Genomic DNA, 24,596 nt, shown 5'->3' with positions numbered 1-24,596 from the left:
CCCTACTTGAACTGGCCTAGGGTCTGGACAAAGGCTTCGCAGTCGGATTGCAGACGATCCTCGGCGGCTACCAACTGGGCCCAGAAACGCTCTTCAATGGGCGACACCGCCGTCCGCACGGCGTAGCGTCGCCGCGGCCGCACCTGCCCTTCATTGCTGAAGATGTGGCCCACCAGACGGTAATGCCACACATCCAGGTTGTAACCCAGAAACAGCAGGGCACTTTTTTGCAGGCGTCGCGAAAAGGCACTGGGCGGCTTGGTGTGCTCGTTCTCGAGGCGACCGAGGAAGGTCATGTGGTCACTCTCGGTGATGACCACGGTGTCGATGCCGGAATGGCGGTCGGCCAGTTCGTTGGCGAAAGGGGAGCCGACAATCTTGTAAATGATGCGGTCGCCGTGCTCGCCCAGATCCGAAAGCAGCCAGTTGTCGGCCAGCTTCACGTCCACCGACGGTGTCGCTCCCCCGCGCCGGATCACCAGCAGGCGGCCGTCAAGTTCGTCGTCCTCGGCCGTCAGGATGTGGGTGACCACCGTGAAGGGCAGGCCCGCCTGTTCCAGCAGACTCTCGAAAACCCAGTCGTAGCTCGCCGAGACGACGATCCACGGGGTCTGCATGGCTGCGAGGAAACGATGGGTCTGGGTCTGTGCATCGGCAACGGTCCGGCTTTGCTCGCGCAGTACATGGGTGAGCCGCTTCAGGAAGGCGCCCCGCTCGCCGCCGAAGACGAGCAGTAGATACTCGGCGGCCGTGGCAAGGGTGTAGCGCTCGTCCAGGCGCATGCCTGCCTCCAGGCCGGCGGTCTCGATGAGCGCACTGACCAGACGGAAAGCACTGAGCGGTCCGCTCCCGAAGACGCCGTCGCCCACAAGAGGCACCAGGCGCCCTTCGTCGAGGGCGCCGCGGATGGCCAGGAAGAACTCGCGGTTTCCGCGCAGCGCCGTCGCGGTGGGGGCCGCCGTGGTGCGCCGGGCGACCTCGCCGCGGCTGGAATTGGTATTGAAGCCCTTGCTGAGGGGCTTGTTCTCGGGCGCTTCGGCTTCGATGCGGGCCTGCACGTAGCGGCAGATCTCGTCTGCGGTGAGGATGCTGTCCCCATCATCCGCCTCGAAGGTTTCGACCCCATGCACGAACCAGCGCACCAGACGGGACAGGGGCGCCCCCTTGTCGGCGACATCCCGGTCGAGCACCGTACAGCCGGACAACACATACTTGCCCTGCCCCTGCCCCAGGTTGGCGACGAGGATGGAGGGAATGTCCACCTGTCCGATGGCGTCCGGTGTGAGGCTGTAGATGCAGTCCAGCAGGATGACGAGCTGGGAGGCGCTGCTCTCATTCAGTGCCCGTTTGGCGGTCCACTCCATGGAAATGGCCGTGGCATCCAGGTAGTCGAGCTCGGCATCATTGGGGCAAAGGTAGAGATCACCCCGGGCCGACAGTTTGGCGTGACCACAGAAATAGAGCAGAACCGTGTCATTCGGAAGGGCATCCTTGAAGACCTTCTGCAGGCTCTTCATCAGGGCTGTCTTTTCGGGATTGACCAGGGTTTCGACCTGGAAATGGGTGTCGTCCCGCTCGGCCAGCAGCCGGCCCAGGGACTCGACATTGGCCGAGGCACTGGCGGGCGCATGGAAGCCGGCGCCATGGGCATAGGCGTCCACGCCCACGAGCAAGGCCGAACGACTGCCCCTCACGCGCTTTTCCAGAGGAGTGATGAGTACCTCGGCCAGCAGCGGATCATCCCCCTCCCCGTTCCAGGCCCGCAGATCGATCCATTGGGATTCGGTGAAACCGAGGGGTACGTCGTCGCCATCCAGGCAGACCTGTAGCAGCGTCCTGCGCTGGGCGGCGCGGCTCGCTTCGGAGCGCACGAAATCCTTGTCGCGGGAGGTTTCCGTCCAAAGCACGAGTACGCAGCGGGCCGCGTCGATCTGCTCCTCGAGCTCCTTGCGCCAGGTGCAGGCGGCATCCAGATCCTTGTCCCACCATACCGAGAAGCGGGCCGTCAAGGCCATGGCAATCACTTCGGCGCGGGCCCGGTCGGCGTGTCCGTAACTCAGGAAGATGTCAGCCATGGCGATGCCTACTGGGCGACCCCCGGGACGGCACCCCAGGGGGTGTAGCAGGCGCAGGCCGATCCGACCGGCATCGCCACGGCCATAGGGCAGGGTCCGGCAGTGGTCATGCACAGGGTGGCGAACCGCGGGCGCGGCATTTGCTGCTGCTGCGGAGGCATCGACGGCGCGCGCTGCTGGGTAGCGCCGCCGCACAGGCGATCAATCTCCATCTGCGGCACGCCCTCGTTACGCAACTGGATGCGCTCGCGGGTCGTGCAGAAGGCCAGCGCGTCCGCCGCCGGCAAACAAGCGGCCGCCAATAGCCCAAGCAGCAGCAACACCAAGCGATGCGTCATGGAACTCTTTCACCCCGCGACCGGAAGCCTCATTTCCTTTATACGGCGCGATCCTCCGAATGTCCATGCTCGATGGAACGAATCCCCATGCCGGCCGACTCGCCGGTACACCTCACCCCTTGCGGCTGATCCGCCCGAGGATGGCGGACGGAATGTCCTGGAGGGGCAGGATGCGGTCGACCGCGCCAAGCTTCACGGCCTCTTTGGGCATGCCATAGACCACACAGGTGGCCTCGTCCTGGGCAACCGTCCAGGCGCCGGCTTCGTGCATTTCCTTCAGGCCGCGGGCGCCGTCATCCCCCATCCCGGTCATGATGATGCCCACCGCGTTCCTGCCCGCAAAGCGGGCAACAGAGCGGAACAGGACGTCCACCGAAGGCCGGTGGCGGCTCACCGGCGGACCATCGACCACATCCACCACGTACTGGGCGCCACTGCGCTTGAGAAGCATGTGGCGACCTCCCGGTGCGATCAGCACCCGACCGGGTACCACCCGGTCGCCGTGGCGCGCTTCGCGCACCTCCACCTCGCACAGGGCGTCGAGACGCTGGGCAAAGGCGCCGGTGAATTTCTCGGGCATGTGCTGGACGACAACGATACCCGGGCATACCCGCGGCAAGGCACGCAGCACGCCCTCAAGCGCCTGAGTGCCGCCGGTGGATGTGCCGATTGCCACCACCGTCTCGGTGGTCTGGGCCATGGCTGTGCCCGGCGGCAGGATTGCATCGGCCGACAGCTTCGGCCCCGGTGGCATCGGGGAGGTCTGGCTCGCTGACAACAGGCGGCGCACGTTGGCCCGGGCTGCAACCTTGACTGCGCTGACGAGATCATCCGAGCTGTCCATCAGGAATTGCTTGAGACCCATCTTGGGCTTGGTAACGACGCAGACCGCACCTGCAGAAAGGGCCTGCAGCGCTGTCTCCGACCCCTTTTCAGTCAGGGTCGAGCAGATCACCACTGGCGTGGGGCGTTCGGCCATGATCTTGCGCAGGAAGGTGATTCCGTCCATGCGCGGCATTTCCACATCGAGGACGATGACGTCCGGCCAGCAGGTCTTCATCCGCTCCAGGGCAAATACCGGATCAACCGCGGTGCCGATAACCTCGATGGCGTGATCCTCTCCGAGTGCGGCCGACAAGACCTGGCGGACCACCGCAGAGTCGTCGACGATCATGACCTTGATGGGGGGCATGGTATTCCTGTCCTTCTTGGATTGTTGAGATGTTTTCAGGCGGGTCTGCCTGCGGCGTGTTTCATGGTGATGCGTCCGCTCCAGATGTCGAAAAGCAGATGGCGATGGCCGTGCCCCTCGACATGGGCACCCACGCACCGCAGACAATGGGCGCGCACCAGCTCATGGGCAAGCACCACGTTCTTCTGCCCGATCAAGGGAATGCCGCGCCCGCCCGCCAGGTCGGGAAACATGTTGCCGCCGCCAAAAAGGCGCACCCGGTAGTCTTCGGGTCGCGTCCGGGCGGCCCGGATTTCCCTGATCATCAGGTCAAAGGCCTCATCCCCGTAGCGCCCGTCCAGCCCGCGGGAGTGGCTGCGGCCGCGGCTGGGCAGCACGAAGTGGCACATGCCGCCGATCAGCCTGTCGGGGTGCCAGAACACCGCAGACACACAGGAACCAAGCACGGTGCGGATACGCGTGTGCCGGTCGCCGAAATACCACTCGCCCGGCTGCAGGAAGATCTCGACGACCCCGTCGGGCATGCGCATGGGTTCAGGCCGCCGGCTTGCGGTAGATCGACGGTCGGACGGTCTTCAGCGCATCGGAGACGCCGTTGAGGTTCTCCGAATGGCTGAGCATGAAATAGCCCCCCGGCCGCAGCAGCGGCAGGATGCGCCGGATCACCTGGCGTTTGGTCTCCAGGTCGAAGTAGATCATCACGTTACGCAGGAAGATCACGTCGAACTGGCCGATGTCCGGCAGGGTGGCGTTCAGGTTGATCTGGCGGAAATTGATCCTTCCGCGCAGCTCGGGCTTCATCATGAAGGTGCCGTCCTGGCTGCCGATGCCCTTCAGGCAGTACTTCGCCAGCAGCGGCCGGGGAATGCCCGCCGCGTCGTCCATCGGGTAACGCCCCTCCCGCGCGTGGGTCAGCACGCGGGTGGACAGATCCGAGGCGACGATCTCCCACGGGCGCCCTCCCAGCACCTCGGCCATCACCATGGCAATGGTGTAAGGCTCCTCGCCGCTGGAGCAGGCGCCGCTCCACACCCGCACCGTGCTCTGCCCCTTCAGTTCGGGCAGGGCGTGGCTGCGCAGGAAGTCAAAATGCTTGGGCTCGCGGAAGAAGTAGGTCTCGTTGGTGGTCAGCAGGTCCACTGCAATCTGGCGTTCCCCGGCGTCGGCCTGCACCCGCTGGAGGTAGCTGCCGTAGCCGTCCAGATCCAGCTGGCGCAGCCGGCGGGCCAGCCGCCCGGCCACCAGCTGCTTTTTGGCGTCGGACAAGCTGATCCCGGCCAGGGAGTACATCAGCGCACGGAACTGGCCGAACTCCCGATCCGTGAGCTGGCCCTGCAGCCCCGTAACGTTGCGCCGGACGGCGGTTGTGGTCATGGTCTCAGCCCGGCACGCTGCTGCCGAGACGCGGCAAGGCGCCGGCGTCCACCGGCGTCCCCTGCCGGGACAACTCGTCGAGCACCGACAATTCATCCGTGGACAGCACCGCTTCTACGTTGAGCAGGATCACGAAACCGCCCCCCACCTTGCCCATGCCGCGGATGAAATCCGCCCGGATACGCGCACCGAAGGCCGGCGGCGCTTCGACCTCGCCGGGTGGGATCTCCAGCACCTCGCTTACTGTATCCACCAGAATGCCCAGCACCTGGCACTCGTCGCTGCCGCCCATCTCGATGATGACGATGCAGGTGCGCCGGGTGACCTCGGTGGGCTGCCCGCCGAAGCGCGCCTTCAGGTCGATCACCGGCACCACCGCGCCGCGCAGGTTGATGACCCCGCGGATGCTCGGCGGCATCATCGGCACGGTGGTCACCTGACCGTACTCGATGATCTCCTTCACGCTGAGGGTCTCGACGGCGTACATCTCGCCGCCCAGAGTGAAGGTCAGGTACTGGCAGGGCTCGGCGGCGACCGCCGGCGCGTCTTTCCTGGCAAGCGTAGCCATCTCTCAGCCCTCGAACTGGACATATTCGGTTTGAAAGATCGGCGCCCGGCCCGACTGGCGCCGGCTCTCCGCGCGGCTGGCGACCTCGGCGCGGGCGGGCCGTGCCCGATGGCCGCTCGCAAGCTTGAAGTAGGCCATCGCCTTGCTCAGTTGCTCTGCCTGGGCGCTCATCTCTTCGGCGGTGGCGGCGAGCTCTTCGGAGGCCGAGGCGTTTTGCTGGGTGGTCTGGGAGAGCTGGGCCATCGCGGCGTTGATCTGGCCGACGCCGGAACTCTGCTCGTCCGACGCGGAGGCAATCTCCTGGACCAGATCGGAGGTCTTGGTGATGCTCGGGATGATGCCCTCGAACAGCGTCCCGGCCCGTTCGGCCAGGGCCACGCTGCTCCTGGCGGTCTCGGAGATCTCCTGGGCTGCCACCTGGCTGCGCTCGGCGAGCTTGCGCACCTCGGCCGCCACCACCGCAAAGCCCTTGCCGTGCTCGCCAGCCCGCGCCGCTTCGATGGCCGCGTTGAGGGCCAGCAGGTTGGTCTGGTAGGCGATGTCATCGACGATGCCGATCTTGTCGGCAATGCTCTTCATCGCCTCCACGGTCGAGCGCACGGCCTCGCCCCCTTCGATGGCCTCCTTGGCTGCTTTGGCCGCCATGCTGTCGGTGAGGGTGGCGTTCTCGCTGTTCTGGGTGACGGAGGCCGACATCTGCTCCATCGATGCCGAGGTCTCCTCGACGCTCGCCGCCTGCTCGCTGGACGACTGGGACAGGCTCTGGGCGGTGGCGCTCACCTCTTCCGACGCGCTGGAGAGCGAATCCGCCGAGCTGCGCACTTCGGTGATGATCGACGTGAGTCGTTCGTTCATGGTCTTCAGGTTGTAGAGCAGGCTGCTCGTGTCGCCGGCCTTGGTGTCGACGGTCAGCGTCATGTCACCCTCGGCGATCTTCGACACCACGTCGGCCGCGTAAGCCGGCTCGCCGCCCAGCTGCTGCATCAGGCTGCGGGTGATGAAGATCCCGATGAGCGACACCGCGACCAGCGTGGCCGCACCAATCCCCATCGCCACCCAGCGGGCGCTGGCGATGCTGTTGGCGGCGTCTTCGGCGGTCTTCCTGCCCAGCTCCGAGTTGTACTGGCGGTGCTCCTCGAAGGCGTCCCACACACGGGCCATCGTGGCCTGATTGGTCATGAGCAGATCCCGCGCCTCTTCCATCTTGTTCACCCGGGAAAGCACGTAGACCCGATCGCGAAGCTGGTCAAACTCGGCCAGCGCGGCGCGGTCGGCGGCGAGCAGGCTCTTGTCCTTGTCGTCGCTGAGCAGACCTTCGTATTTCTTCAGGGCCTCGTCGACCTTGCGGTGGTTGGCGGCGATCTTCTCTTCAAGCCCGGCCATCACGGCCGTATCAGACGCGGCGATGTGCTGCCAGAGCTGGGTGCGGGCGGCAGCCAGGGGGGCGAAGGCCTCATCCAGCGTGAGGACGCTGGGCACCACGTTTACGTTGGCGTAGTTGGTGGTTTCATAGACCCGGCTCATCTGGGTCAGGCCCACAATGGCCAGGAGGAGGATCCCGAACGCGGCGGACAGGATCAGGGACAGCATTTTCTTGCTGACGGTCATGATGATTCTCCAAGTATTGGCCGACGGATCAAACCGGCGACAGAGTGGAAGGGAGATGACGGGAAACGGGTTGGCGCTCGGTTACCTGCCGAACCAGCCCGGGAACATCAAGGATCAGGGCAACTTCTCCGCTGCCCAGAATGGTGGAACCGCCGATGCAGCGGATATGACTGAAAACCTTGCCGAGGGGCTTGATGACGGTCTGGAACTCGCCGAAGAGCTGATCCACCACCAGCCCGGCACGCTCCCCGGCGTACTGCACCACCACCACGTTCTCGCGGCGGGGCGCCTCGCCCGGGATGTCGAAGAGGTCGCGCAGGCGCACGAAGGGCAGCACCTCGCCGCGCAGGTTGAGGTAGCTCGCGCCCTGCTCGGGCTTGTCCTCGTCGGGCAGTTCGATGCACTCCAGCACCTGCTCCAGCGGCACCACGTAGGACGCGTTGCCGGCCCCGATGAGAAAACCGTCGATGATGGCCAGCGTCAGCGGCAGACGCAGACGCACGGTGGTGCCCTGCCCTTCCACGCTGTCCAGATCAACGGTACCGCGCAGCGCCAGGATGTTGCGCTTGACCACATCCATCCCCACGCCGCGCCCGGACAGGTTGCTGACCTGCGTCGCGGTGGAGAAACCGGGCTCGAAGATAAGGCCGAAGATCTCCTTGTCCGAAAGCACCTGGCCTTCGCTCACCAGCCCACGCTCGACCGCCTTCTGCAGGATGCGCTCCTTGCGCAGCCCGCCGCCGTCGTCGCTCACCTCGATGACGATGCTGCCCGACTCGTGGTGGGCGTTCAGGCTCAGCCGGCCCTGCCGCGGCTTGCCCCGGGCGAGGCGCACATCGGCCGGCTCGATGCCATGGTCCAGGGCATTGCGCACGATATGGGTGAGCGGATCGCCGATCTTCTCCACGACCGTCTTGTCCAGCTCGGTCTCTCCCCCCTGGATGTCCAGGTGGATGTCCTTACCGAGTTCGGCGGCCACGTCACGGACAACCCGCCGGAAGCGATTGAAGGTGGCGCCGATCTGCACCATCCGCAGCGTGAGGGCGGAGTCGCGCACATCCTCAACCAATCGGGCCAGGACGCTGGTGCTTTCCACCAGGTCAGGCACTTTGAGGCGTCGCGCCACCAGTTGGGCACCAGCGCCTGCGATGATCAATTCACCGACCAGGTTGATGAGCTGGTCGAGCTTGGCGGCATCAACACGGATCAGTGTGGCCTCCCCCGCCGCCGTCGCCTTGACCTGCTGCTGACGCTCAAGCGCCGCGTCAACCAAGGGCTTATCCACCAGCTGCTGGGCCACGAGAACCTCGCCCAGCAAGGGCGCGGGGCTTCCCCCGCCACTGTCCGGACCCATGCGTCCCTGGGTTTCCAGGGCCTGGGCGAGTTCCTCCTCGGTCAGGGAGCCGCAGCGGACCAGCATCCGGCCGAGCAAGAGGCTGTCCTCGGGCATGTCGGCAAACAGCGCGCGGTAGTCCGCAATCGGGCCGTAGGGCGGAATCAGGCGGACGACACTGTCCTCGCGGATGAAGTCGAAGGCGCCGTCGATGCTCGCCTGGTCGGTTTCACTGGCAAAGCTGAGCTCGTAGCCGATGTAGCAGCTCTCCGGATCGATCACCGACAGGGGCGGAATGTCGCCGAGGATCAGCTCAAGGTTGACGATCTGGCCGAAGGTGCCGAGATAACGCAGGATCGACAGCGGGTCCATGCCATCCCGCAGCAGGTTGGGTCCGGAGCGCAGGGAGATGTGCCACATGCCGCTGGTGACGCTGTCGTTTCCGTGCACCGGCGCCGCTGAGGGAGGCGCAATGTCGTTACCGTCGGGCCAGTCCACGTCGCTGAAGTCCGGCTCCGCCTGCACGGCGGAAGGTGTCTCCAGGTAGGTCTGAAGCCGGGCGGCGATGGCATCGCTGCGCCCCGAGAGGGCATCGTCGGGGGCCTGCCCCGCCGCGACCCCATCAATGAGCTGCCCAAGGTGGTCACAGACCTCCAGCAGCAGGCTTCCCAGGGCCGGGCTCATTCCCAGGCGATGGTCGCGAACCCGGTCCAGCACGCTCTCGGCCACGTGGGTGAAGGCCACTACATGGTCAAGGGAGAACAGGCCCGCCGAGCCCTTGATGGTGTGGGCGGCGCGGAAGATGGCGTTGACGGCTTCCGCATCGTCCGGGGTTTGCTCGAGCAGCAGAAGAGCCTCCTCCATGTTTTGGAGCAGTTCCCTGCTTTCGATGATCAGGGTCTGCAGGGCGTCGTCCATTTGAGCACTCATCGTGACGGTCTCCTGGCTGTCAGGCCTGCGCCGGAAGCGCATCGCTGAAAAATTCGGTCAGGCGGCAGAATGTCAGCGCCTCGGTGACCCGCGCGCTAACGCTGAGCAAGCGCAGGGCGCGATCGGCGGCGGCCGCCTCCATACGCAGCGAAACCAGCAACTGGATGCCTGCCGCGTCGATGTCGCTGACACCCGACAGATCCAGCTCCACATCACCGGGAGCGCTCATGGCCACCAGCAGCCGGTCGCGCCAGTCCCTGGCGGTGTAGATCGTCATTTCACCGGCAATCACCACACGGCTCGTGCCGAGCTTGCATTGATCGGATGCATTCATTGTTTTCTCCTCATTGGGCGCGCGGGCACGATCACGGCAGGATCAGCTTGGCGACTGCCGTCAGCATCTGCGGCGGCTGGAAGGGCTTGACCACCCATGCCTTGGCGCCGGCGGCCTGGCCTTCCCGTTTCTTGTCATCACCGGCCTCGGTGGTCAGCATGATCACCGGCGTGAACTTGTAGGCCGGGATCTGCTTGAGGGCCTTCACGAAGCTGATGCCGTCCATGTTCGGCATGTTCACGTCGCTGATGATCAGGTGGATCTTGCGACCGTCGAGCTTGGTCAGCGCGTCCTTGCCATCGCACCCCTCGATCACTTCGTAGCCGGCGCCCTTGAGGGCAATGCCGACAACCTGCCGTAAGGAGGTGGAGTCATCCACGATCAGGATGGTCTTTCCCATGTCTGTTTCCTCAGAAAAATGTAATGCCTGCGGAATCCAGGGCGCTGCCGCCTTCTCCGCGATGCAGGGAATGTTGTTCGGGGGTGGTGTAGGCCTTGCTCATCTCGGCCATCCAGCTGGAGGCGACCAGCGCTTCCGGCTCGACCCCCACCCTGACCTCCCCCAGAGCCGACTCAAGCCGCGATTCAAGTCGCCCCATGTCGTCGGTCACATGGCTCAGCACCTGGCTGACCCGGTCCTGGAACTGCAGCGAGACCAGCACCTCGGCGATTTCCCCGGCCAGGGCCTGGCCCTCGTCGGTGATTGAGCGGGAAGCGTCCACCAGCCCGCCTGCAGCGCAGCGCAAGCGCTGGACCACCTCGCCGATCCGCTGGCTTGACGCTGACACCAGGGTCTGGTCGTCACGGGCGTAGCGCTGGGAGATCTCCAGGGTTTCTCCGATCGCCCCGGTTACCGACCTGACGGTGTCGCCAATGCGCTTGCCCATTTCCCCGGAGGCGGTAGACAACTTCCGCACCTCGTCGGCAACCACTGCGAAGCCCCGCCCGGCCTCACCTGCGCGGGCCGCCTCGATGGCGGCGTTGAGGGCAAGCAGGTTGGTCTGCTTGGCCACATCGCCCACCTGCCCGGCCATGTCTTCCAGGGTGGAGGTGATGTTGCCGAGTTCGGCCACATGGGTCAGGAGCACCTCCTTGTGAGACAAGGCAACGCGCAGTGCGCCGACAATTTCGTCGAGTTCCTTCTCGGTGGCATTGAGGAGGCTCGCAAGATCGTCTCCGGCAGTCGCCCGGGATGCGTCAAGGGCCAGTCCGATGCGCTGGGATATCTGGGCGAAGCGGGATGACAGCGCGGTAATGGCGTCCTCGGTCTGAGCACGGGCCACATGGATCTGCCCAGCCCAGACCGGCAGCACCTGTTCGCACAGATTGTCCAGCCCACGCACATGCAGACTCCCTTGGCGGGCCACGTGCGCCTCCTTGGTCAGTTGCTCGCGCTGGTCCCTGATCGCCTTCCGATGACCACGCTCGAAGGCGAGGCCCAGACCGGCAATCATTCCCCACTGAAGCAGCGCGAGGCCCGCGACAAGAGGCTGGATACCTCCCACAGCAAGCAGCAATCCCGCCGTTGCACCACCGAGGACGATCCAGGCCCAGGGCGCACCCCGGCCAGCCAGATCATCCATGGACGGGGCCGCCCCTGCAGTCATGCCCTTGTTCATCTCGTTTCCTCCTGTCTGTCACTGCTCTTCTCCTCATGCCGGCGCCAGTTGCGGAGGAAGACCCTCACCAATGCCGCCAGCTCGGTGCCATCCACCGGGGTGCCGACAATCACCACTTCGTCGGGCAAGTCGCTTCTGAGCCCCAGCCGGTCTGCATCGGAGGCCACCAGCACCACGATCAGCATCGCCCGGTCTCGCCCCGCCCCCGTGAGGGTTCGTACCAACCGGACAAGATCCAGCCCGGTCACGACGAGATCGATGATCAACACTTCGGGCGCCCGCTCGCCGATGCGGAGCAGTCCTTCAAAACCATCTTCGGCAACCGATACCTTGCAATCGGGCAGCAAAGGGGTAAGCACCGCCTGCAGCGCCTGCCGATCCGCCTCGCTTTCGCGCACGACCAGGATCTGGAAGGGCTCGACACCGGCGCCGCCGCCACGCCGCTGATCACCCAGCAGCCGCGCCACCGACTCGACGAGAATCCGGCGATGCCCACCGGGTGTCTTCCAGGCGTTCAGGCGCCCCTCCTCGACCCAGAGCTGGGCCGTACGCACGCTCACTCCCAGCTGCTGTGCAGCTTCTCGGGTGGAGCAGGTCCGGGATGTCTTGGAATCAGTCATGGCGTTTGGTGAGTGTTTTAGCGATATTATCATTAATGATGATTTGTGTTGTATTTTTTGTATTTAATGTTTTTATGTGGGTTTGTAAGTCGTCTTCTTACACCTGGTGTGCATGAGTCTCGTATGCAAAATCATCCTTTAATTCACGTAATAAACAGTAAATAACTGAGTATAAACGATAAAAAATCTCACTTGGAGAGTCCTTTCGGGTCCGGCGCTCCATCCGGAAGCATGTCGGGAGTGTTCGTCTTTCGATAAATTCATAATCGTTTTTATCACTTTTAATATTATTGCGCGCTCCATCAACACCTTCGTTCCGTGGCGCAGCGCAAAAAAAAAGCCCCTGACCGGTCTCCCGGTCAGGGGCTTTCTGCTGCATCGGGCCGGACTCACATCCGGCCGAGGTGCATTGGGGTGTTACATCTCGACGGTATCCGCCACTTCAGTGAAGGCGGGGATCTGGTCGAAGTTCATGTAGCGGTAAATCTCGGCTGCCTTGGCATTCACCACCTTGATCTGCTCCATGTACTCTTCCTTGGTCACGATCCGGCCGGCCAGGGCGCACATGGCGGCCAGTTCGGCGGAGCCCAGGTAGACACGGGTGTCGATGCCCAGACGGTTCGGGAAGTTGCGGGTGGAGGTGGAGATGGCGGTGGAACCCTTGCGGATCTGGGCCTGGTTGCCCATGCACAGGGAGCAGCCGGGCATTTCCATGCGGGCGCCGGACTTGCCGAGAACGCCGTAGTAGCCTTCTTCGGTCAGGATCAGGGCATCCATCTTGGTCGGCGGGGCAATCCACAGACGGGTCGGGATGTCGGACTTGCCTTCCAGCACCTTGCCGGCAGCACGGAAGTGGCCGATGTTGGTCATGCAGGAACCGATGAACACTTCGTCGATCTTGTCGCCGGCGACTTCGGACAGCACCTTCACATCGTCCGGATCGTTCGGGCAGGCCAGAATCGGCTCGGTGACTTCAGCCAGATCGATCTCGATCACGGCGGCGTACTGGGCGTTGGCGTCGCCCTGCAGCAGGGTGCCGTTGGCGATCCAGTCTTCCATGGCCTTGATGCGGCGCTTGAGGGTGCGGGCATCCTCGTAACCTTCGGCGATCATCCACTTCATCAGGGTGATGTTGGAGCGCATGTACTCGACGATCGGATCCTTGTTCAGGGCGATCGCGCAGGCAGCGGCAGAGCGCTCGGCGGCGGCGTCGGAGAGTTCGAAGGCTTGCTCGACCTTCAGATCGGGCAGACCTTCGATTTCGAGGATGCGGCCGGAGAAGACGTTCTTCTTGCCCTTCTTCTCGACGGTCAGCAGGCCGGCCTTGATGGCGTACAGGGGGATGGCATTGACCAGGTCACGCAGGGTGATGCCCGGTTGCATCTGGCCCTTGAAGCGCACCAGCACGGATTCCGGCATGTCCAGGGGCATCACGCCGGTAGCCGCGGCAAAGGCGACCAGGCCGGAGCCGGCCGGGAAGGAGATGCCGATCGGGAAGCGGGTGTGGGAGTCGCCACCGGTGCCGACGGTGTCGGGCAGCAGCAGGCGGTTCAGCCAGGAGTGGATCACGCCGTCGCCCGGACGCAGGGACACGCCACCACGGGTGGAGATGAAGGACGGCAGCTCGCGGTGCATCTTCACGTCCACCAGCTTCGGGTAGGCGGCGGTGTGGCAGAAGGACTGCATCACCAGATCGGCGGAGAAGCCGAGGCAGGCCAGATCCTTCAGCTCGTCGCGGGTCATCGGGCCGGTAGTGTCCTGGGAGCCGACGGTGGTCATCTTGGGCTCGCAGTAGGTGCCGGGCAGCACGCCCTTGCCTTCGGGCAGGCCGCAGGCGCGGCCGACCATCTTCTGGGCCAGGGAGTAACCGGTGCCGGGGTCGGCCGGGTTCTGGGGCAGGCGGAACAGGGTGGACGGGGGCAGACCCAGGGCTTCACGCGCCTTGGTGGTCAGGCCACGACCGATGATCAGGGGAATACGGCCGCCAGCACGGACTTCGTCGAGGATGACGAGGGTCTTGAGCTGAGATTCGGCGATCACGGTGCCGTTCTTGAGGGCGGTGACCTTGCCGGAGGCTTCGTCCACCTGCAGCTCGATCTCGTCGCCCATGTCCATCTGGCCGGCGTCGATCTCGATGGGCAGCGCACCGGCATCTTCCATGGTGTTGAAGAAGATCGGGGCGATCTTGGAGCCCAGACACACACCGCCAAAGCGCTTGTTCGGGACGAAGGGGATGTCTTCGCCGGTGAACCACAGCACGGAGTTGGTGGCGGACTTGCGGGAGGAGCCGGTACCAACCACGTCGCCCACGTAGGCGATCAGATTGCCCTTGGCGGCCAGGCCTTCCAGTTGCTTCAGGGGGCCGCGGGCGCCCGCCTCGTCAGGCTCGATGCCCGGACGCGGGTTCTTGAGCATGGCCAGCGCGTGCAGCGGGATGTCGGGGCGGGACCAGGCGTCCGGCGCGGGCGACAGGTCGTCGGTATTGGTTTCACCGGTGACCTTGAAGACAGTCAGCTTCTGGGAAGCGGGGACAGCCGGACGGGAGGTGAACCATTCGCCGTCAGCCCAGGACTGCAGCACGGCCTTGGCGTTGGCGTTGCCCTTGTCGGCGAGTTCCTTGACGTCGTGGAAGAAGTCGAACACCAGCAGGGTCTTCTTGAGGCCTTCAGCGGCGGCGGCGCCGGTTTCGCCATCGGCAAGCAGGTCGATCAGGGGCTTGACATTGTAGCCGCCGAGCATGGTGCCCAGCAGTTCGGTGGCCTTGACCTTGGAGACGAGGCCACAGGCCACTTCACCCTTGGCCACCTTGGCCAGGAACTCGGCTTTCACCTTGGCAGCGTCATCCACACCGGCGGGGACACGGTGGGTCAGCAGATCGACCAGGAAGGCCTCTTCGCCGGCCGGCGGGGTTTGCAACAGTTCGACCAAGGCTTGGGTTTGCTGCTTCGACAGGGGCAGCGGCGGGATGCCGAGGGCGGCGCGCTCGGCAACATGCTGGCGGTAGGCTTCAAGCATGGGTAGATCCTTCCTAGACGGTGGTTACATGACAGGTTTGCTGACTTGAGCGACCGGCCGTTTCGGGCCCGGAGCGCCTCTCCCGAATGGACTGGCACCTTGTTCTGAACTCTCGGCGCCAAGTCTTATATATATTATATTTTATTTCTGATCCGATTGTGCGCCCGCACAATCCTAAAATCCCGCAAACACGATGGCTCCTGCCTCAGGACTTGAGGCAGTCGGCGAGTACGTTTTCGACTGCCTTGAGGTTGATGGGTTTGATCAACAGATCGTCGAAGCCCGCCTCCACGAGGCTCTGCTTTTCTTCGGGCAACGCATGGGCAGTATAGGCGATGATGCGAAGGCCATTGAACTTGACGTCGGCCCGCAGCCTGGCCAGGACTTCTTCGCCGGACATGCCGGGCATGCTGATATCGAGCAGAACGATGTCGAAGTGTTCTTCCGCAAGTCTCAGCAAGGCGGAGGGCCCGTCTTCAGCCTCTTCGGAGAGCATGCCCAGACGGTTGACGAAGGCGACGGCAAGGCGCCGGTTGATGGCATTGTCGTCAACGACAAGTACCCGTTTTTTCGCTGCGGAAGAATCGCTCATGGCGTGGAGATCACCTTGCTCAGGCCGTGTGCCGCTCAAGCGGCAGATAGAGGATGAAAGTCGAGCCCTCGCCAACGCGGGAGTCGACCACGATGTCACCCGCGAGCAGGTGCGCGAGCTCCCTGGCCAATGCCAGCCCGAGGCCGGTACCGCCCTGTTCCCTGGTGACGAATTGGTCCAATTGACGGAATTTCTCGAAAATCTGCTCACGACACCCCTCGGGAATGCCCCGCCCGGTGTCTGAAACCGCAAAGGCCAGGCGAGAACCTTCCACTCGGACGACCATGTCTATCCGCCCATTGTCAGTGAACTTGATCGCATTGTTCAAGAGATTGTTGAGAATCTGGCGTACCCGCTGCACATCCATGAGCAACTGCGCAGGAACCCCTGCCTCCAGTGTCAGATCCAGGATCAAGCCCTTGGCCTGGGCGTGGGCCCGGTGGATGCCGGCCAGCTCGGTCGCCAACTGGGCCGGATCCTGGGCTTGCAGGTTGAGTTCGATGCGGCCTGCCTCGATCTTGGCCAGATCCAGAAGATCATTGACGATATCCAGCAGGTGCTGCCCCGAGCTGTGGATGATGGCAGCGTACTCCTGCTGGCCGGGGTCGGCCAGTTCGAGCTCGAGCAGTTCGGAGTAGCCCAGAATGCCGTTGAGGGGTGTCCGAAGCTCGTGGGACATGTTGGCCAGGAAGTCCGACTTGAGCTTGTTGGCCTCCTCGGCCCGGGCGCGGGCGTCTTCCGAACGTTTGAAGGACAGTTGCACTTCGTCGGCCATGTTGTTGAAGGACGTCGCAAGCTGCCCCATCTCATCATCGGACCGGACCTCCAGCCGATGGGAAAGGTCACCCTGCTGGAACTGACCCAGCCCGTGAATCATGTTGGTGATGCGCCGGGTGATGAACTGGGCCATCCAGATGGCCACGACGATCACCAGCGCCACCATCAGCAGCGTAGACAGGGACAAGGCCGCCGCCGTCTGGGCCAGATTGTCCTGGATGGCTTCAAGCAGGCCGGCTCGCTGGGTCTGTAAGGTCTCGTTCCGCTCGGCGATGGTCAGTCCGATGCGCTTGGCCGACTCGGTGGCGGCCCGGTGAAACTCGTCCACGTTGGCGCCGATGGTCACGAAGCCGAAGCCACGCCGGGATTCACCGTACTGACCGGTGTAATAGGGAATGGCTGCCGCGGTGGTGAGCTTCCAGAGGCCGGAAAAGAAGATGACGAAGGAGCCGGATCCGCCCTGTTCGGTCAGTTGGTTCCATCCGGCACACTGGGGCGAGAAATTGAGATAACGGCAATCCAGGGCTACCGTTCCGGCCTTGACCATTGCGGCGGCCGGCTTCTTCTTGAGGGACTGATTGTCGAAGGGCGGGACCGTCTCGAGAAATGCGTGGGACGATTTGCCGGAAGCCTGCCATGCCTCGTAAAGGGATTGGTCCATCCAGGGGGAAACGGGTTCGCCGGTGGCGGGGTCGTAGCCCGGAATGAAGTAGTCGCGTGGATGGGAAATGGCCCGGCTGCGGTGATCCCACATGAAGGCATAGTTGCCGACAATCGCATCGTTGATGGGCGTATAGCGCGTATCCGTGGGGCTGATGCGATCGGTGAACTGACGCAGGTGATCATGGTCCAGGGCCAGGGTGACATAGCCCACCACCTTGCCGCCGCGAGACACCGGGGTGGCCCAGCGCACGATGGCACGGAAGGGTTTGCCAACCGGGTTCTCGGTGCCGGCATAGGCGGACGCCTCAGGTCTGAATTCGATACCCGCTTTTTCCGCACTGGCCGGCAGGTAGGGGCCGATCACGCGGCTGCCCACATAGGCGCCGATAACCTCCGAAACATGAATCTCGCCCGGCTTGAGGGTGCGCAGCGCCGGCCAGTAGCGCTCGGCCTTGATGAAGGTTTCGGACGGGCGGCTGACGTCCCGCAGCTCGCGGGAGGTCAGATCACCGGTGGTCACCTTGACCCGCTCGCGCCCCTGCAGGTCGATGAAGCTCATTTCCACAAACAGAGGCCGCTTCTCGGCGTGACCGAGATACTCCGGCGGTCGGGCGCTGAAGGCCTTGGCATTGTCCGACAGGGCCTGCCCGGGATCTGCCGCGAGAGCCTTGTCCCAAGTCTCCGGTGTCGCCGGTTCCCAGCGCTTCCGGTCGTCGGACAGCTTCCAGTCGCCATGCCGGTAGAGCACGCGGGAACGATGCTGCAGGAAACCGCGGTAGGCCGCTTCCGTCGGCTCGACCTGCGCGGCTTGCAGCACGTCCGCATCCCGGTCGTAGAGGAAGGCCGCCACGGCCCGGGCGGTATCTGTGGTCAGGCGTTCGATGGCCTCGCGGGACTTGTCATCCAGCGCGGCGATGGCGTCGCCGGTTGCTTCGTCGCCCACTTCCTTGATGGTCGACAGCATGGTTTCGGCCATCCTTCCGGCCTGACTGCTTACCGCGTCCCCAAGCCGCTGGGCCATGCCCCAGGCCAGCACTGCCAGCAGCAGCAGGGGCACCACCTTGATCACGACGAAGATCCCGATCAGCTTGCCGCGAATTCCACCCATCCACTGCTTGAGTCCCATGTCTGCGTCCCTCGCTGGCCTCCCGTCATGGGCGCCAGACCAAATATTATTGAGTGCACCGGTGCCGGCCATTCTCGAAGTCGTCGGAGACCTGCCCGACACTTATCGGCCCGGGCGCTGGATTCTCAAGAGGGTCCGGCCTGGCGCTTGATCGAATCGATCCCGACGGTCGAGAATGAGTATCCATTCGCCTGCCCGAGTCTGAGTCATGCCATCCCCATGCCCTTGCGGCGCCTCCACCGACCACGCACGCTGCTGCGGCCCTTACCTGAGCGGCGAACGTCCGGCCCCCAATGCCGAGGCGCTGATGCGCTCCCGCTACACGGCCTACACCCTCGGGCACGAGCACTACCTCCGGGCCACCTGGCACCCCGCCCATCGGCCGGACTCATTGAACCTTGCGGAAGATGGGGCGACAAAGTGGCTTGGCCTTGAGATCAAGGCCTGTCGTTCCATTGATGCGAGCCATGCCACAGTCGAATTCGTGGCACGCTACAAGATCGGTGGCCGGGCTTACCGGCTGCATGAAACGAGCCGCTTCGTTCTTGAGGACGGACGCTGGCTCTACACGGATGGCGACATCCACCCAAAGTGACCCATCAGGAGGAAGAAAAACGATGAAACTCTATTTTTCGCCCGGCGTATGCTCCCTCTCCCCGCATATCGTGCTGCGGGAAGCCGGCTTCGACTTCACCCTCGAAAAGGTGAACCTGCGCACCCGCCAGACCGCATCGGGGGTGGACTACACGACGATCAACCCGAAGGGCTATGTCCCCGCTCTCGAACTGGACAATGGCGAACTACTGACGGAAGGCCCAGCCATCGTCCAGTATCTGGCCGACCAGGTGCCGGAACGCCGTCTCGCCCCGCCCTGCGGCACCCTGGAACGGGCGCGCGTCCAGGAATGGCTGACCTTCATCGGTACGGAGCTGCACAAAAACTTCAGCCCCCTGTTCAACCCCGCCGCAACGGAAGAGGCCAAGGAAGCCGCGCGGGCCAACCTTGCCCGCCGTCTGCCCATCGCAGCCCAGGTGCTGGAAGGCAGGCCCTATCTGACGGGTGAGGCTTTCACCGTGGCTGATGCCTATCTGTTTACGGTGTTGACGTGGACTCGCCTTGTCGCCGTGGACCTCTCGCCGTGGCCGAGCCTGGGCGCCTACCTGGAGCGCGTCGGTGCGCGGCCCAGCGTTCAGGCCGCCATGGAGGCGGAAGGCCTGAAGCGCTGAGCAGCCCGGAAAGCCGGGTCAGCCTTCGGTCACGAGCTCGATGGTTTCCCCGGCAAAATCGACCCGCTGGCCCGGGCGCAGTTTGGCCCGCTTGCGGTTCTCGATCTCCCCATCCACCTGCACATCGCCATCGGCCACGCGCTGCTTGGCTTCGCCCCCCGATCCGCACAGGCCAACCGCCTTGAGGAGCTGATCGAGCTGAATGAAATCACCTTCGACGGGGAAGCGGATGGTCATGGCGGCAGGCTCCGGAATGATGCAGTAATACTGCAGGAAGGGCGGATTGTGTCAGAGCCGACACGATCCGCCAATCCGGAAAGCGCCTACACCGCGTCAGGCGGGAATGCGAAGTTTCTGGCCCGGGTAGATCTTGTCCGGATGACCCAGCATGGGCTTGTTGGCGTCGAAGATCTTCATGTAGGCATTGGCGTTGCCATAGTAGGTCTTGGCAATCGCCGACAGGGTGTCGCCCCGGGCAACCGTATGAAACTGGGCCTCGGGCTCGGGATTGGTGACGGTGAGGCTGTCATTGACGTGCTCCACACCGTCCACGTTGCCGCAGCACAGGAGCACCTTCTCGCGGGTCGCCTGATCGGCCACCACGCCACCCACCGACACCGTGCTGCTCGCGCCGTCGAAGGCCACTGTCAGGCCGCTGGTATCGAAACCCTGGGCAGCAATGTAGGTGGTGATCGACGCTGCGGCCTTCTGGTTCAGCTCGGCGAGCTTGTCCTGGGCATTGTCGGCCTTGGCCTGTTCCACATCCTTGCGGCCGAAAAGCTTCTCGCCAGCTTCACGCACAAAACTCAGCAAACCCATGAAGTGCTCCTTGTGTTGATTGGGGGAGGTACAGCCTAGTCCCTCGCACTGACAATGGCATCAAGTTTTTGTGACTTACTGTCTCGAATGGAAGCCGGCCGGAACGTTGTCACTCGCCCAGCGGTGTCAGGCCGTGGCGACGGCGTGCCCGGGCGCAGCCCTCATCACCGATGCCCAGCGCGGCGAAGGGCGCGAAGTCCCGGCACGGGCCGGGGCGATTCTCGTAAATCGTGCAGCTCGCCTGCTGCCCGACCTCCCCCGCCAGTGCAATGCAGCGTGGCGGCCCCTCGTCGGTGCCGCGCATGCGCATCAGGGTGGCGGTGACGGGCACCGTCAGGGCCACCGGCACACAGCCACCGGGCGTGGTTTCCAGGTCTGCGACGTGAAAATCCACCCGGAAGCTGGCACAGCAGGCGCCGCAACTCAGACAGGGCTCAGCCACGAATCAGTTGGCCCCACAGCATTTTTTGTACTTCTTGCCGCTGCCGCAGGGGCAAGCCTCGTTGCGCCCAGGCCCACCCGTTGCCGCGCTTGCCGCACCCACGACGAGGAACTCGGGAGCCGGCAAGCCCATGGCACGCCAGGTCTGATAGAGGTGCTGGACGGCGATGCCTTTCTCCTCAAGGGCCGCGAGTTGCGTCTCCAGGTCGGCGGGGGCGGCAGCTTCTTCCTCGGGGCCAAGGATGGTTTCGAGAAGCGCCTCGGCGATGGTCGTATCACCCACCTTGTCAGGCCACTCGGAGGGCCACATCTCGAAGCCCTGCTCAAAGCCGGTGCTCCATTCTTCCCCGATGGCCGGATCGTCATCACCCCCCTGGGCATAACAGAACGGTTGCCAGCCTTCCGCCTCACCCTCCTCGTCACCTTCCTCATCGCCGATGGTGGAGACCAGCTCGTTGTAATAGCGCAGCACCAGCGCGATGGCCTTCTGCAGCGTTGCACCGGCGCCGAAACCCACCTCGCCCTCATCGGCAGTCCATACGGCAGGGAGCCAGTTCTCGACCGGAATGGGCAGCGGTGAGGTGACAATGGCCGCCAGGTAGCCGTCGAGCATTTCCAGGTTCATGCAGTCGGCGGGCACATCGTCGGACACCAGCAGTTCTTCCAGTTGCTCCAGTTCCTCATCGGATAGGGGCGTGTATTGGGGTGCGTTCATGAATGGGTTTCCTCCAGGGTCGGTCGGGGTTCGAGCTCCACCACACACCGGTAAAGGGTCTGGCCGGAATCCCGGTACTTGCGTTCAAAGGGAGTGAGGGGCGACGGCGCCTCGAACGCGCTCGTCTCCACCCGATGGCCGGTGAGCAAGCCCAGGGCCAAGGCAAATTCTTCCACGTAAATGTTCCAGTTACTGCGGCATTCCAGCCGCCCGCCCAGTCGCGGAACATAGGGAAACACGGGGTGTGCATGCCAGCGTCGGCCCAGGTGGCCGATCTTGGGCCAGGGGTTGGGATACAGGATGTAATGGCGGGCCAGGCGGATGCCGGCTTCGGCCATCAGACGCCAGTAGTCCACGAGATCGGCCCGCACAAAAACCATATTGTGGGGCATCAGGGCATCGGGATAGGGTTTCTTTCGGCTGAGGCGGTCTTCCGACTGATCCACGCCGATCACCCAGTGGTCGGGAAACGCCCGGGCCAGCTGGATGGTGCTGTGACCCACACCGCATCCGGCATCGAGGATGAGGGGCGCGCGGCCATCCCATCCGCTCAGGCTGGCCTCGAAGGCGGCCTTGTTGTAGTCGAGACAGGGTTTGCGGAATGCGCTGCTGGCGTGCTTGGCCACCTGCGCCGCGAGCTGTTCATGAACACCCGGCTGGGCGCTCTCGGGTATCTTGGAGTTGGCGTACATCCGGCAATTCTACGCGGCAGCCCAGAGCACCGGTATGCCGTGGGCGCCCAGCACCTGATTGACCCGTTCAACGTCCCGCTCGGGCCGCACCGCCAGGTAGAGCTGTTCCGCCGCGATGAAGTTACGCCGCAGCAGGTTGAGCCACTGCTTCAGGCGGCCCGGCGCATGGCGGGCTTCCACCTTGATCAGCACACGCTGCCAGAACTCGCCGATAAGGGGCTGCAGCTCGGCCCATTCCGCATCCCGCCGGGGGGCCTCGACGGCACCGGCACGGATGCGTCGCGCCAGGAAAGGGTCGGCCACCGCACCGCGACCCAGCATCACGTCACTCGCTCCGCTCACCGCACGGCAGCGCCGCCAGTCATCCTCGTTCCAGACTTCCCCGTTGGCTACAACCGGCACCGCCACCACGTCGGCAATGCGCCCCACCCACTCCCAGTGGGCCGGCGGGCGATATCCGTCGGTCTTGGTACGGGCGTGCACCACCAGGCCATCCACGCCCCCCTCGGCCAGTGCCCGCCCGCAGTCGAGGGCCCGGCCGGTGTCGGTGACACCCAGGCGCATCTTGGCCGTAAAGGGAATATGCGGTGGCACGGCCTTGCGCACGGCGCTGGCGATGGCGTGCAACAATTCCGGCTCATCAAGGAGGGCCGCCCCGCCCCGGTGGCGATTGACCGTGGGCGCCGGGCAGCCGAAATTCAGATCCACCCCGGCCGGCGCCAGACGCACCAGTTGGGCCGCATTGTCGGCCATGCAGGCCGGATCGGACCCCAGCAACTGCACCCGCACCGGCGTACCGCTGGATGTCGCGCTAGCGCTGCGCAGCTCGGGTGACAGCCGGGTGAAGGCCCGCAGGGGCAGGACGGTGCCGGAAACCCGCACAAACTCGGTCACCGCATGGTCGTAGGCCTCGACGCGGGTCAGCACCTCGCGGAGAACATCGTCCGCAAGGCCTTCCATCGGAGCGAGGATGAGGCGCGTCATGGGGGAAAAATCGTTTTCATTCAAGGCTTGGCCGGGCGCGCAATGTAACGCAACATGGCGCTGCAACAAAGGACTTTGCGCCGCAGCCCGATGCCGGGCGGTAATATCCGCAGCCAGCCTCTCAATTGCCCCTGCCCGCCGGAGAGCCCCGCGCCATGCGACGCCTGACCCACACTTCCAGTGACGCCCCGAACCGCCGCGACCTGCTGATCTTTGCCCTGCCGGCCCTGATCCTGATCATCGCCGCCTTCGCCCTGGCGTGGCAGTTCGTGCGCCCGGCGGCCCCCAAGAAGATCGTCATGAGCACCGGTGCTGCGGGTGGGGCCTATCACTATTTCGGTGAGCGCTACCGGGAGAAGCTCGCCCAGGACGGCATCGAGGTGGAGCTTCGTCCCTCCTCAGGCGCCGTGGAAAACCTGCGGCGGCTCAAGACCGATGACAGTGTGGACCTGGCCTTCATTCAGGGCGGCATCGCCAACGAGCCGGAGTCGGAGGATCTGACCACCCTGGGCAGCATGTACCTGGAACCCGTGTGGGTCTTCTACCGGGGCAATGGGGAGCTGGACCGGGTTGCCCAGCTACGTGGGCGTCGCATTGCCGTGGGCCTGCCCGGCAGCGGCGCACAACTCTTTGCCCTGCAGCTCCTGGCGGCCAACGGCTTCGCCACCAACGACCCGCAATTGCGTCCGATCGGCGGCGCCGACGCCGTTGACGCCCTCAAGCGCGGCGAGGTGGATGCCTTCTTCGTGGTGGGTGCCCCCCAGGCACCGGTGGTGAACGCCTTGCTCCACAGCGAGGGCATCAAACTGCTCAACTTCGCCCAGGCCGAGGGCTACGGTCGTCATTTTCCGCACCTTGGCAGAATCACCCTGCCCCGCGGTGCTGTCGACATCCGCACCGACCAGCCCCCCCGCGACATCCAGCTCGTGGCCGCCACGGCCAACCTGGTGGCAAAGGCCGACATTCACCCGGCCATCGTCACCCTGCTGCTCAAGCATGCCCGGGAAATCCATGGCGCACCGGGGCTGCTCCAGGGGGCCAATGCCTTCCCCCGGCCCCTCGATCATGCCCTGCCCCTGCACCCCTCGGCCCAGCGTTTCTACGATAGCGGCCCACCCTTCCTGCAGCGCTACCTGCCCTTCTGGCTGGCGGTACTGATCGACCGCCTGTTCGTCATGCTGTTACCCCTCATCGCAGTGGTGATTCCCCTCTCGCGGGTACTGCCGGCGCTCTACAATTGGCGCATGCGCGCCCGGGTGTATCGCTGGTACGGAGAATTGAAGTTCCTCGAGGCCGAGATCGACCGCGACCGGACGCCCCCCAGCGCCGACCACGTGGCCGACTTTCTGGCCCGCCTCGATCGCATTGAGGAGCGCGCAACCCACCGCAAACTACCCCTGGCGTTCAGTAACGAGCTCTATACCCTGCGCGAACACATTGCCCTCGTCCGCAGCCGCCTGCACACACTTGCGGAAACCGCCACGGACGCCTGAATGTCGAATCGCTACAATCGACCCGCAAGCCCTGCCGATCCGGCTCCACGCCCCCTGACCCC

24 protein-coding genes are annotated in these 24,596 nt (G+C 64.4%); 3 read left to right on the top strand and 21 right to left on the bottom strand.

Annotated elements, in window-relative coordinates; translation table 11 throughout:
- Window positions 1-2: 2 nt before the first annotated feature.
- The 15 genes from J0L98_RS01755 to J0L98_RS01685 all read right to left on the bottom strand — a co-directional run bounded on the left by J0L98_RS01755 (window position 3) and on the right by J0L98_RS01685 (window position 18,164).
- Window positions 3-2,075, bottom strand: a complete 2,073-nt coding sequence (locus tag J0L98_RS01755) for a TIR domain-containing protein (protein WP_296409658.1) — start codon at window positions 2,073-2,075, stop codon at window positions 3-5.
- An 8-nt stretch (window positions 2,076-2,083) separates the two neighbouring features.
- Window positions 2,084-2,413 carry a hypothetical protein gene (locus tag J0L98_RS01750; RefSeq protein ID WP_296409657.1) on the bottom strand — a complete coding sequence of 110 codons (330 nt, stop codon included), beginning with the start codon at window positions 2,411-2,413 and terminating at the stop codon, window positions 2,084-2,086.
- A 112-nt stretch (window positions 2,414-2,525) separates the two neighbouring features.
- Window positions 2,526-3,605: a chemotaxis response regulator protein-glutamate methylesterase gene (locus tag J0L98_RS01745; RefSeq protein WP_296409655.1), complete on the bottom strand. Its 1,080-nt coding sequence runs from the start codon at window positions 3,603-3,605 to the stop codon at window positions 2,526-2,528.
- 35 nt (window positions 3,606-3,640) lie between these two features.
- Window positions 3,641-4,135 (bottom strand): chemotaxis protein CheD, encoded by a 495-nt coding sequence (locus J0L98_RS01740; RefSeq protein ID WP_296409654.1) that lies wholly within the window; start codon window positions 4,133-4,135, stop codon window positions 3,641-3,643.
- Between the two features lie 4 nt (window positions 4,136-4,139).
- Entirely contained in the window at window positions 4,140-4,979 is an 840-nt protein-coding gene (locus tag J0L98_RS01735; protein WP_296409653.1) for a protein-glutamate O-methyltransferase CheR, read from the bottom strand.
- Between the two features lie 4 nt (window positions 4,980-4,983).
- Window positions 4,984-5,547, bottom strand: coding sequence for a chemotaxis protein CheW (locus J0L98_RS01730; protein ID WP_296409652.1), 564 nt, complete (start codon window positions 5,545-5,547; stop codon window positions 4,984-4,986).
- A gap of 3 nt (window positions 5,548-5,550) precedes the next feature.
- Window positions 5,551-7,155 carry a methyl-accepting chemotaxis protein gene (locus J0L98_RS01725; RefSeq protein WP_296409651.1) on the bottom strand — a complete coding sequence of 535 codons (1,605 nt, stop codon included), beginning with the start codon at window positions 7,153-7,155 and terminating at the stop codon, window positions 5,551-5,553.
- A gap of 28 nt (window positions 7,156-7,183) precedes the next feature.
- Window positions 7,184-9,418 (bottom strand): chemotaxis protein CheA, encoded by a 2,235-nt coding sequence (locus J0L98_RS01720; protein WP_296409650.1) that lies wholly within the window; start codon window positions 9,416-9,418, stop codon window positions 7,184-7,186.
- A 19-nt stretch (window positions 9,419-9,437) separates the two neighbouring features.
- A complete protein-coding gene (locus J0L98_RS01715) occupies window positions 9,438-9,752 on the bottom strand; it encodes an STAS domain-containing protein (RefSeq protein ID WP_296409649.1) in 315 nt (104 codons plus the stop codon).
- A gap of 31 nt (window positions 9,753-9,783) precedes the next feature.
- Window positions 9,784-10,152 (bottom strand): response regulator, encoded by a 369-nt coding sequence (locus J0L98_RS01710; RefSeq protein ID WP_296403346.1) that lies wholly within the window; start codon window positions 10,150-10,152, stop codon window positions 9,784-9,786.
- Between the two features lie 10 nt (window positions 10,153-10,162).
- Window positions 10,163-11,371 carry a methyl-accepting chemotaxis protein gene (locus J0L98_RS01705; RefSeq protein WP_296409648.1) on the bottom strand — a complete coding sequence of 403 codons (1,209 nt, stop codon included), beginning with the start codon at window positions 11,369-11,371 and terminating at the stop codon, window positions 10,163-10,165.
- Entirely contained in the window at window positions 11,368-11,991 is a 624-nt protein-coding gene (locus tag J0L98_RS01700; RefSeq protein ID WP_296409647.1) for an excisionase family DNA-binding protein, read from the bottom strand. Before J0L98_RS01700 ends, J0L98_RS01705 begins: the two co-directional genes overlap by 4 nt.
- Window positions 11,992-12,408: 417 nt before the next feature.
- Entirely contained in the window at window positions 12,409-15,006 is a 2,598-nt protein-coding gene (gene acnB, locus J0L98_RS01695) for a bifunctional aconitate hydratase 2/2-methylisocitrate dehydratase (protein WP_296409646.1), read from the bottom strand.
- Between the two features lie 205 nt (window positions 15,007-15,211).
- On the bottom strand, window positions 15,212-15,598 hold the full coding sequence (locus J0L98_RS01690) for a response regulator (RefSeq protein ID WP_296409645.1): 387 nt from the start codon (window positions 15,596-15,598) through the stop codon (window positions 15,212-15,214).
- Window positions 15,599-15,617: 19 nt separating this feature from the next.
- Window positions 15,618-18,164 (bottom strand): ATP-binding protein, encoded by a 2,547-nt coding sequence (locus J0L98_RS01685; protein ID WP_296409644.1) that lies wholly within the window; start codon window positions 18,162-18,164, stop codon window positions 15,618-15,620.
- A 208-nt stretch (window positions 18,165-18,372) separates the two neighbouring features.
- Between J0L98_RS01685 and J0L98_RS01680 the strand changes: the two genes are divergently transcribed.
- Together J0L98_RS01680 and gstA are read left to right on the top strand one after the other, a co-directional pair.
- A complete protein-coding gene (locus tag J0L98_RS01680) occupies window positions 18,373-18,759 on the top strand; it encodes a YchJ family metal-binding protein (RefSeq protein WP_296409643.1) in 387 nt (128 codons plus the stop codon).
- 22 nt (window positions 18,760-18,781) lie between these two features.
- Window positions 18,782-19,390: a glutathione transferase GstA gene (gstA, locus tag J0L98_RS01675; RefSeq protein ID WP_296409642.1), complete on the top strand. Its 609-nt coding sequence runs from the start codon at window positions 18,782-18,784 to the stop codon at window positions 19,388-19,390.
- 18 nt (window positions 19,391-19,408) lie between these two features.
- Here gstA and J0L98_RS01670 read toward each other — a convergent pair whose 3' ends face one another.
- The 6 genes from J0L98_RS01670 to J0L98_RS01645 form a co-directional block, all read right to left on the bottom strand.
- Entirely contained in the window at window positions 19,409-19,627 is a 219-nt protein-coding gene (locus tag J0L98_RS01670) for an RNA-binding S4 domain-containing protein (protein ID WP_296403361.1), read from the bottom strand.
- Between the two features lie 96 nt (window positions 19,628-19,723).
- Window positions 19,724-20,209, bottom strand: a complete 486-nt coding sequence (lysM, locus tag J0L98_RS01665; RefSeq protein ID WP_296409641.1) for a peptidoglycan-binding protein LysM — start codon at window positions 20,207-20,209, stop codon at window positions 19,724-19,726.
- Window positions 20,210-20,318: 109 nt separating this feature from the next.
- A complete protein-coding gene (locus J0L98_RS01660; protein ID WP_296409640.1) occupies window positions 20,319-20,651 on the bottom strand; it encodes a YkgJ family cysteine cluster protein in 333 nt (110 codons plus the stop codon).
- A gap of 3 nt (window positions 20,652-20,654) precedes the next feature.
- The gene (locus J0L98_RS01655) at window positions 20,655-21,365 is read right to left on the bottom strand and encodes a UPF0149 family protein (protein WP_296409639.1); all 711 of its coding nucleotides are present in this window, start codon (window positions 21,363-21,365) and stop codon (window positions 20,655-20,657) included.
- A complete protein-coding gene (locus tag J0L98_RS01650; protein ID WP_296409638.1) occupies window positions 21,362-22,057 on the bottom strand; it encodes a methyltransferase domain-containing protein in 696 nt (231 codons plus the stop codon). Before J0L98_RS01650 ends, J0L98_RS01655 begins: the two co-directional genes overlap by 4 nt.
- Before the next feature lie 9 nt (window positions 22,058-22,066).
- The gene (locus J0L98_RS01645) at window positions 22,067-23,041 is read right to left on the bottom strand and encodes a tRNA-dihydrouridine synthase (protein WP_296409637.1); all 975 of its coding nucleotides are present in this window, start codon (window positions 23,039-23,041) and stop codon (window positions 22,067-22,069) included.
- 155 nt (window positions 23,042-23,196) lie between these two features.
- On the opposite strand from J0L98_RS01645, the gene J0L98_RS01640 reads away from it, so the two are divergent.
- On the top strand, window positions 23,197-24,534 hold the full coding sequence (locus tag J0L98_RS01640; RefSeq protein ID WP_296409636.1) for a TAXI family TRAP transporter solute-binding subunit: 1,338 nt from the start codon (window positions 23,197-23,199) through the stop codon (window positions 24,532-24,534).
- Window positions 24,535-24,596 lie beyond the last annotated feature (62 nt).

The organism is Zoogloea sp., assembly GCF_017302315.1.
In the GTDB taxonomy this organism is placed as follows: domain Bacteria; phylum Pseudomonadota; class Gammaproteobacteria; order Burkholderiales; family Rhodocyclaceae; genus Zoogloea.
This window is presented reverse-complemented; position numbering and strand designations above follow the sequence as displayed.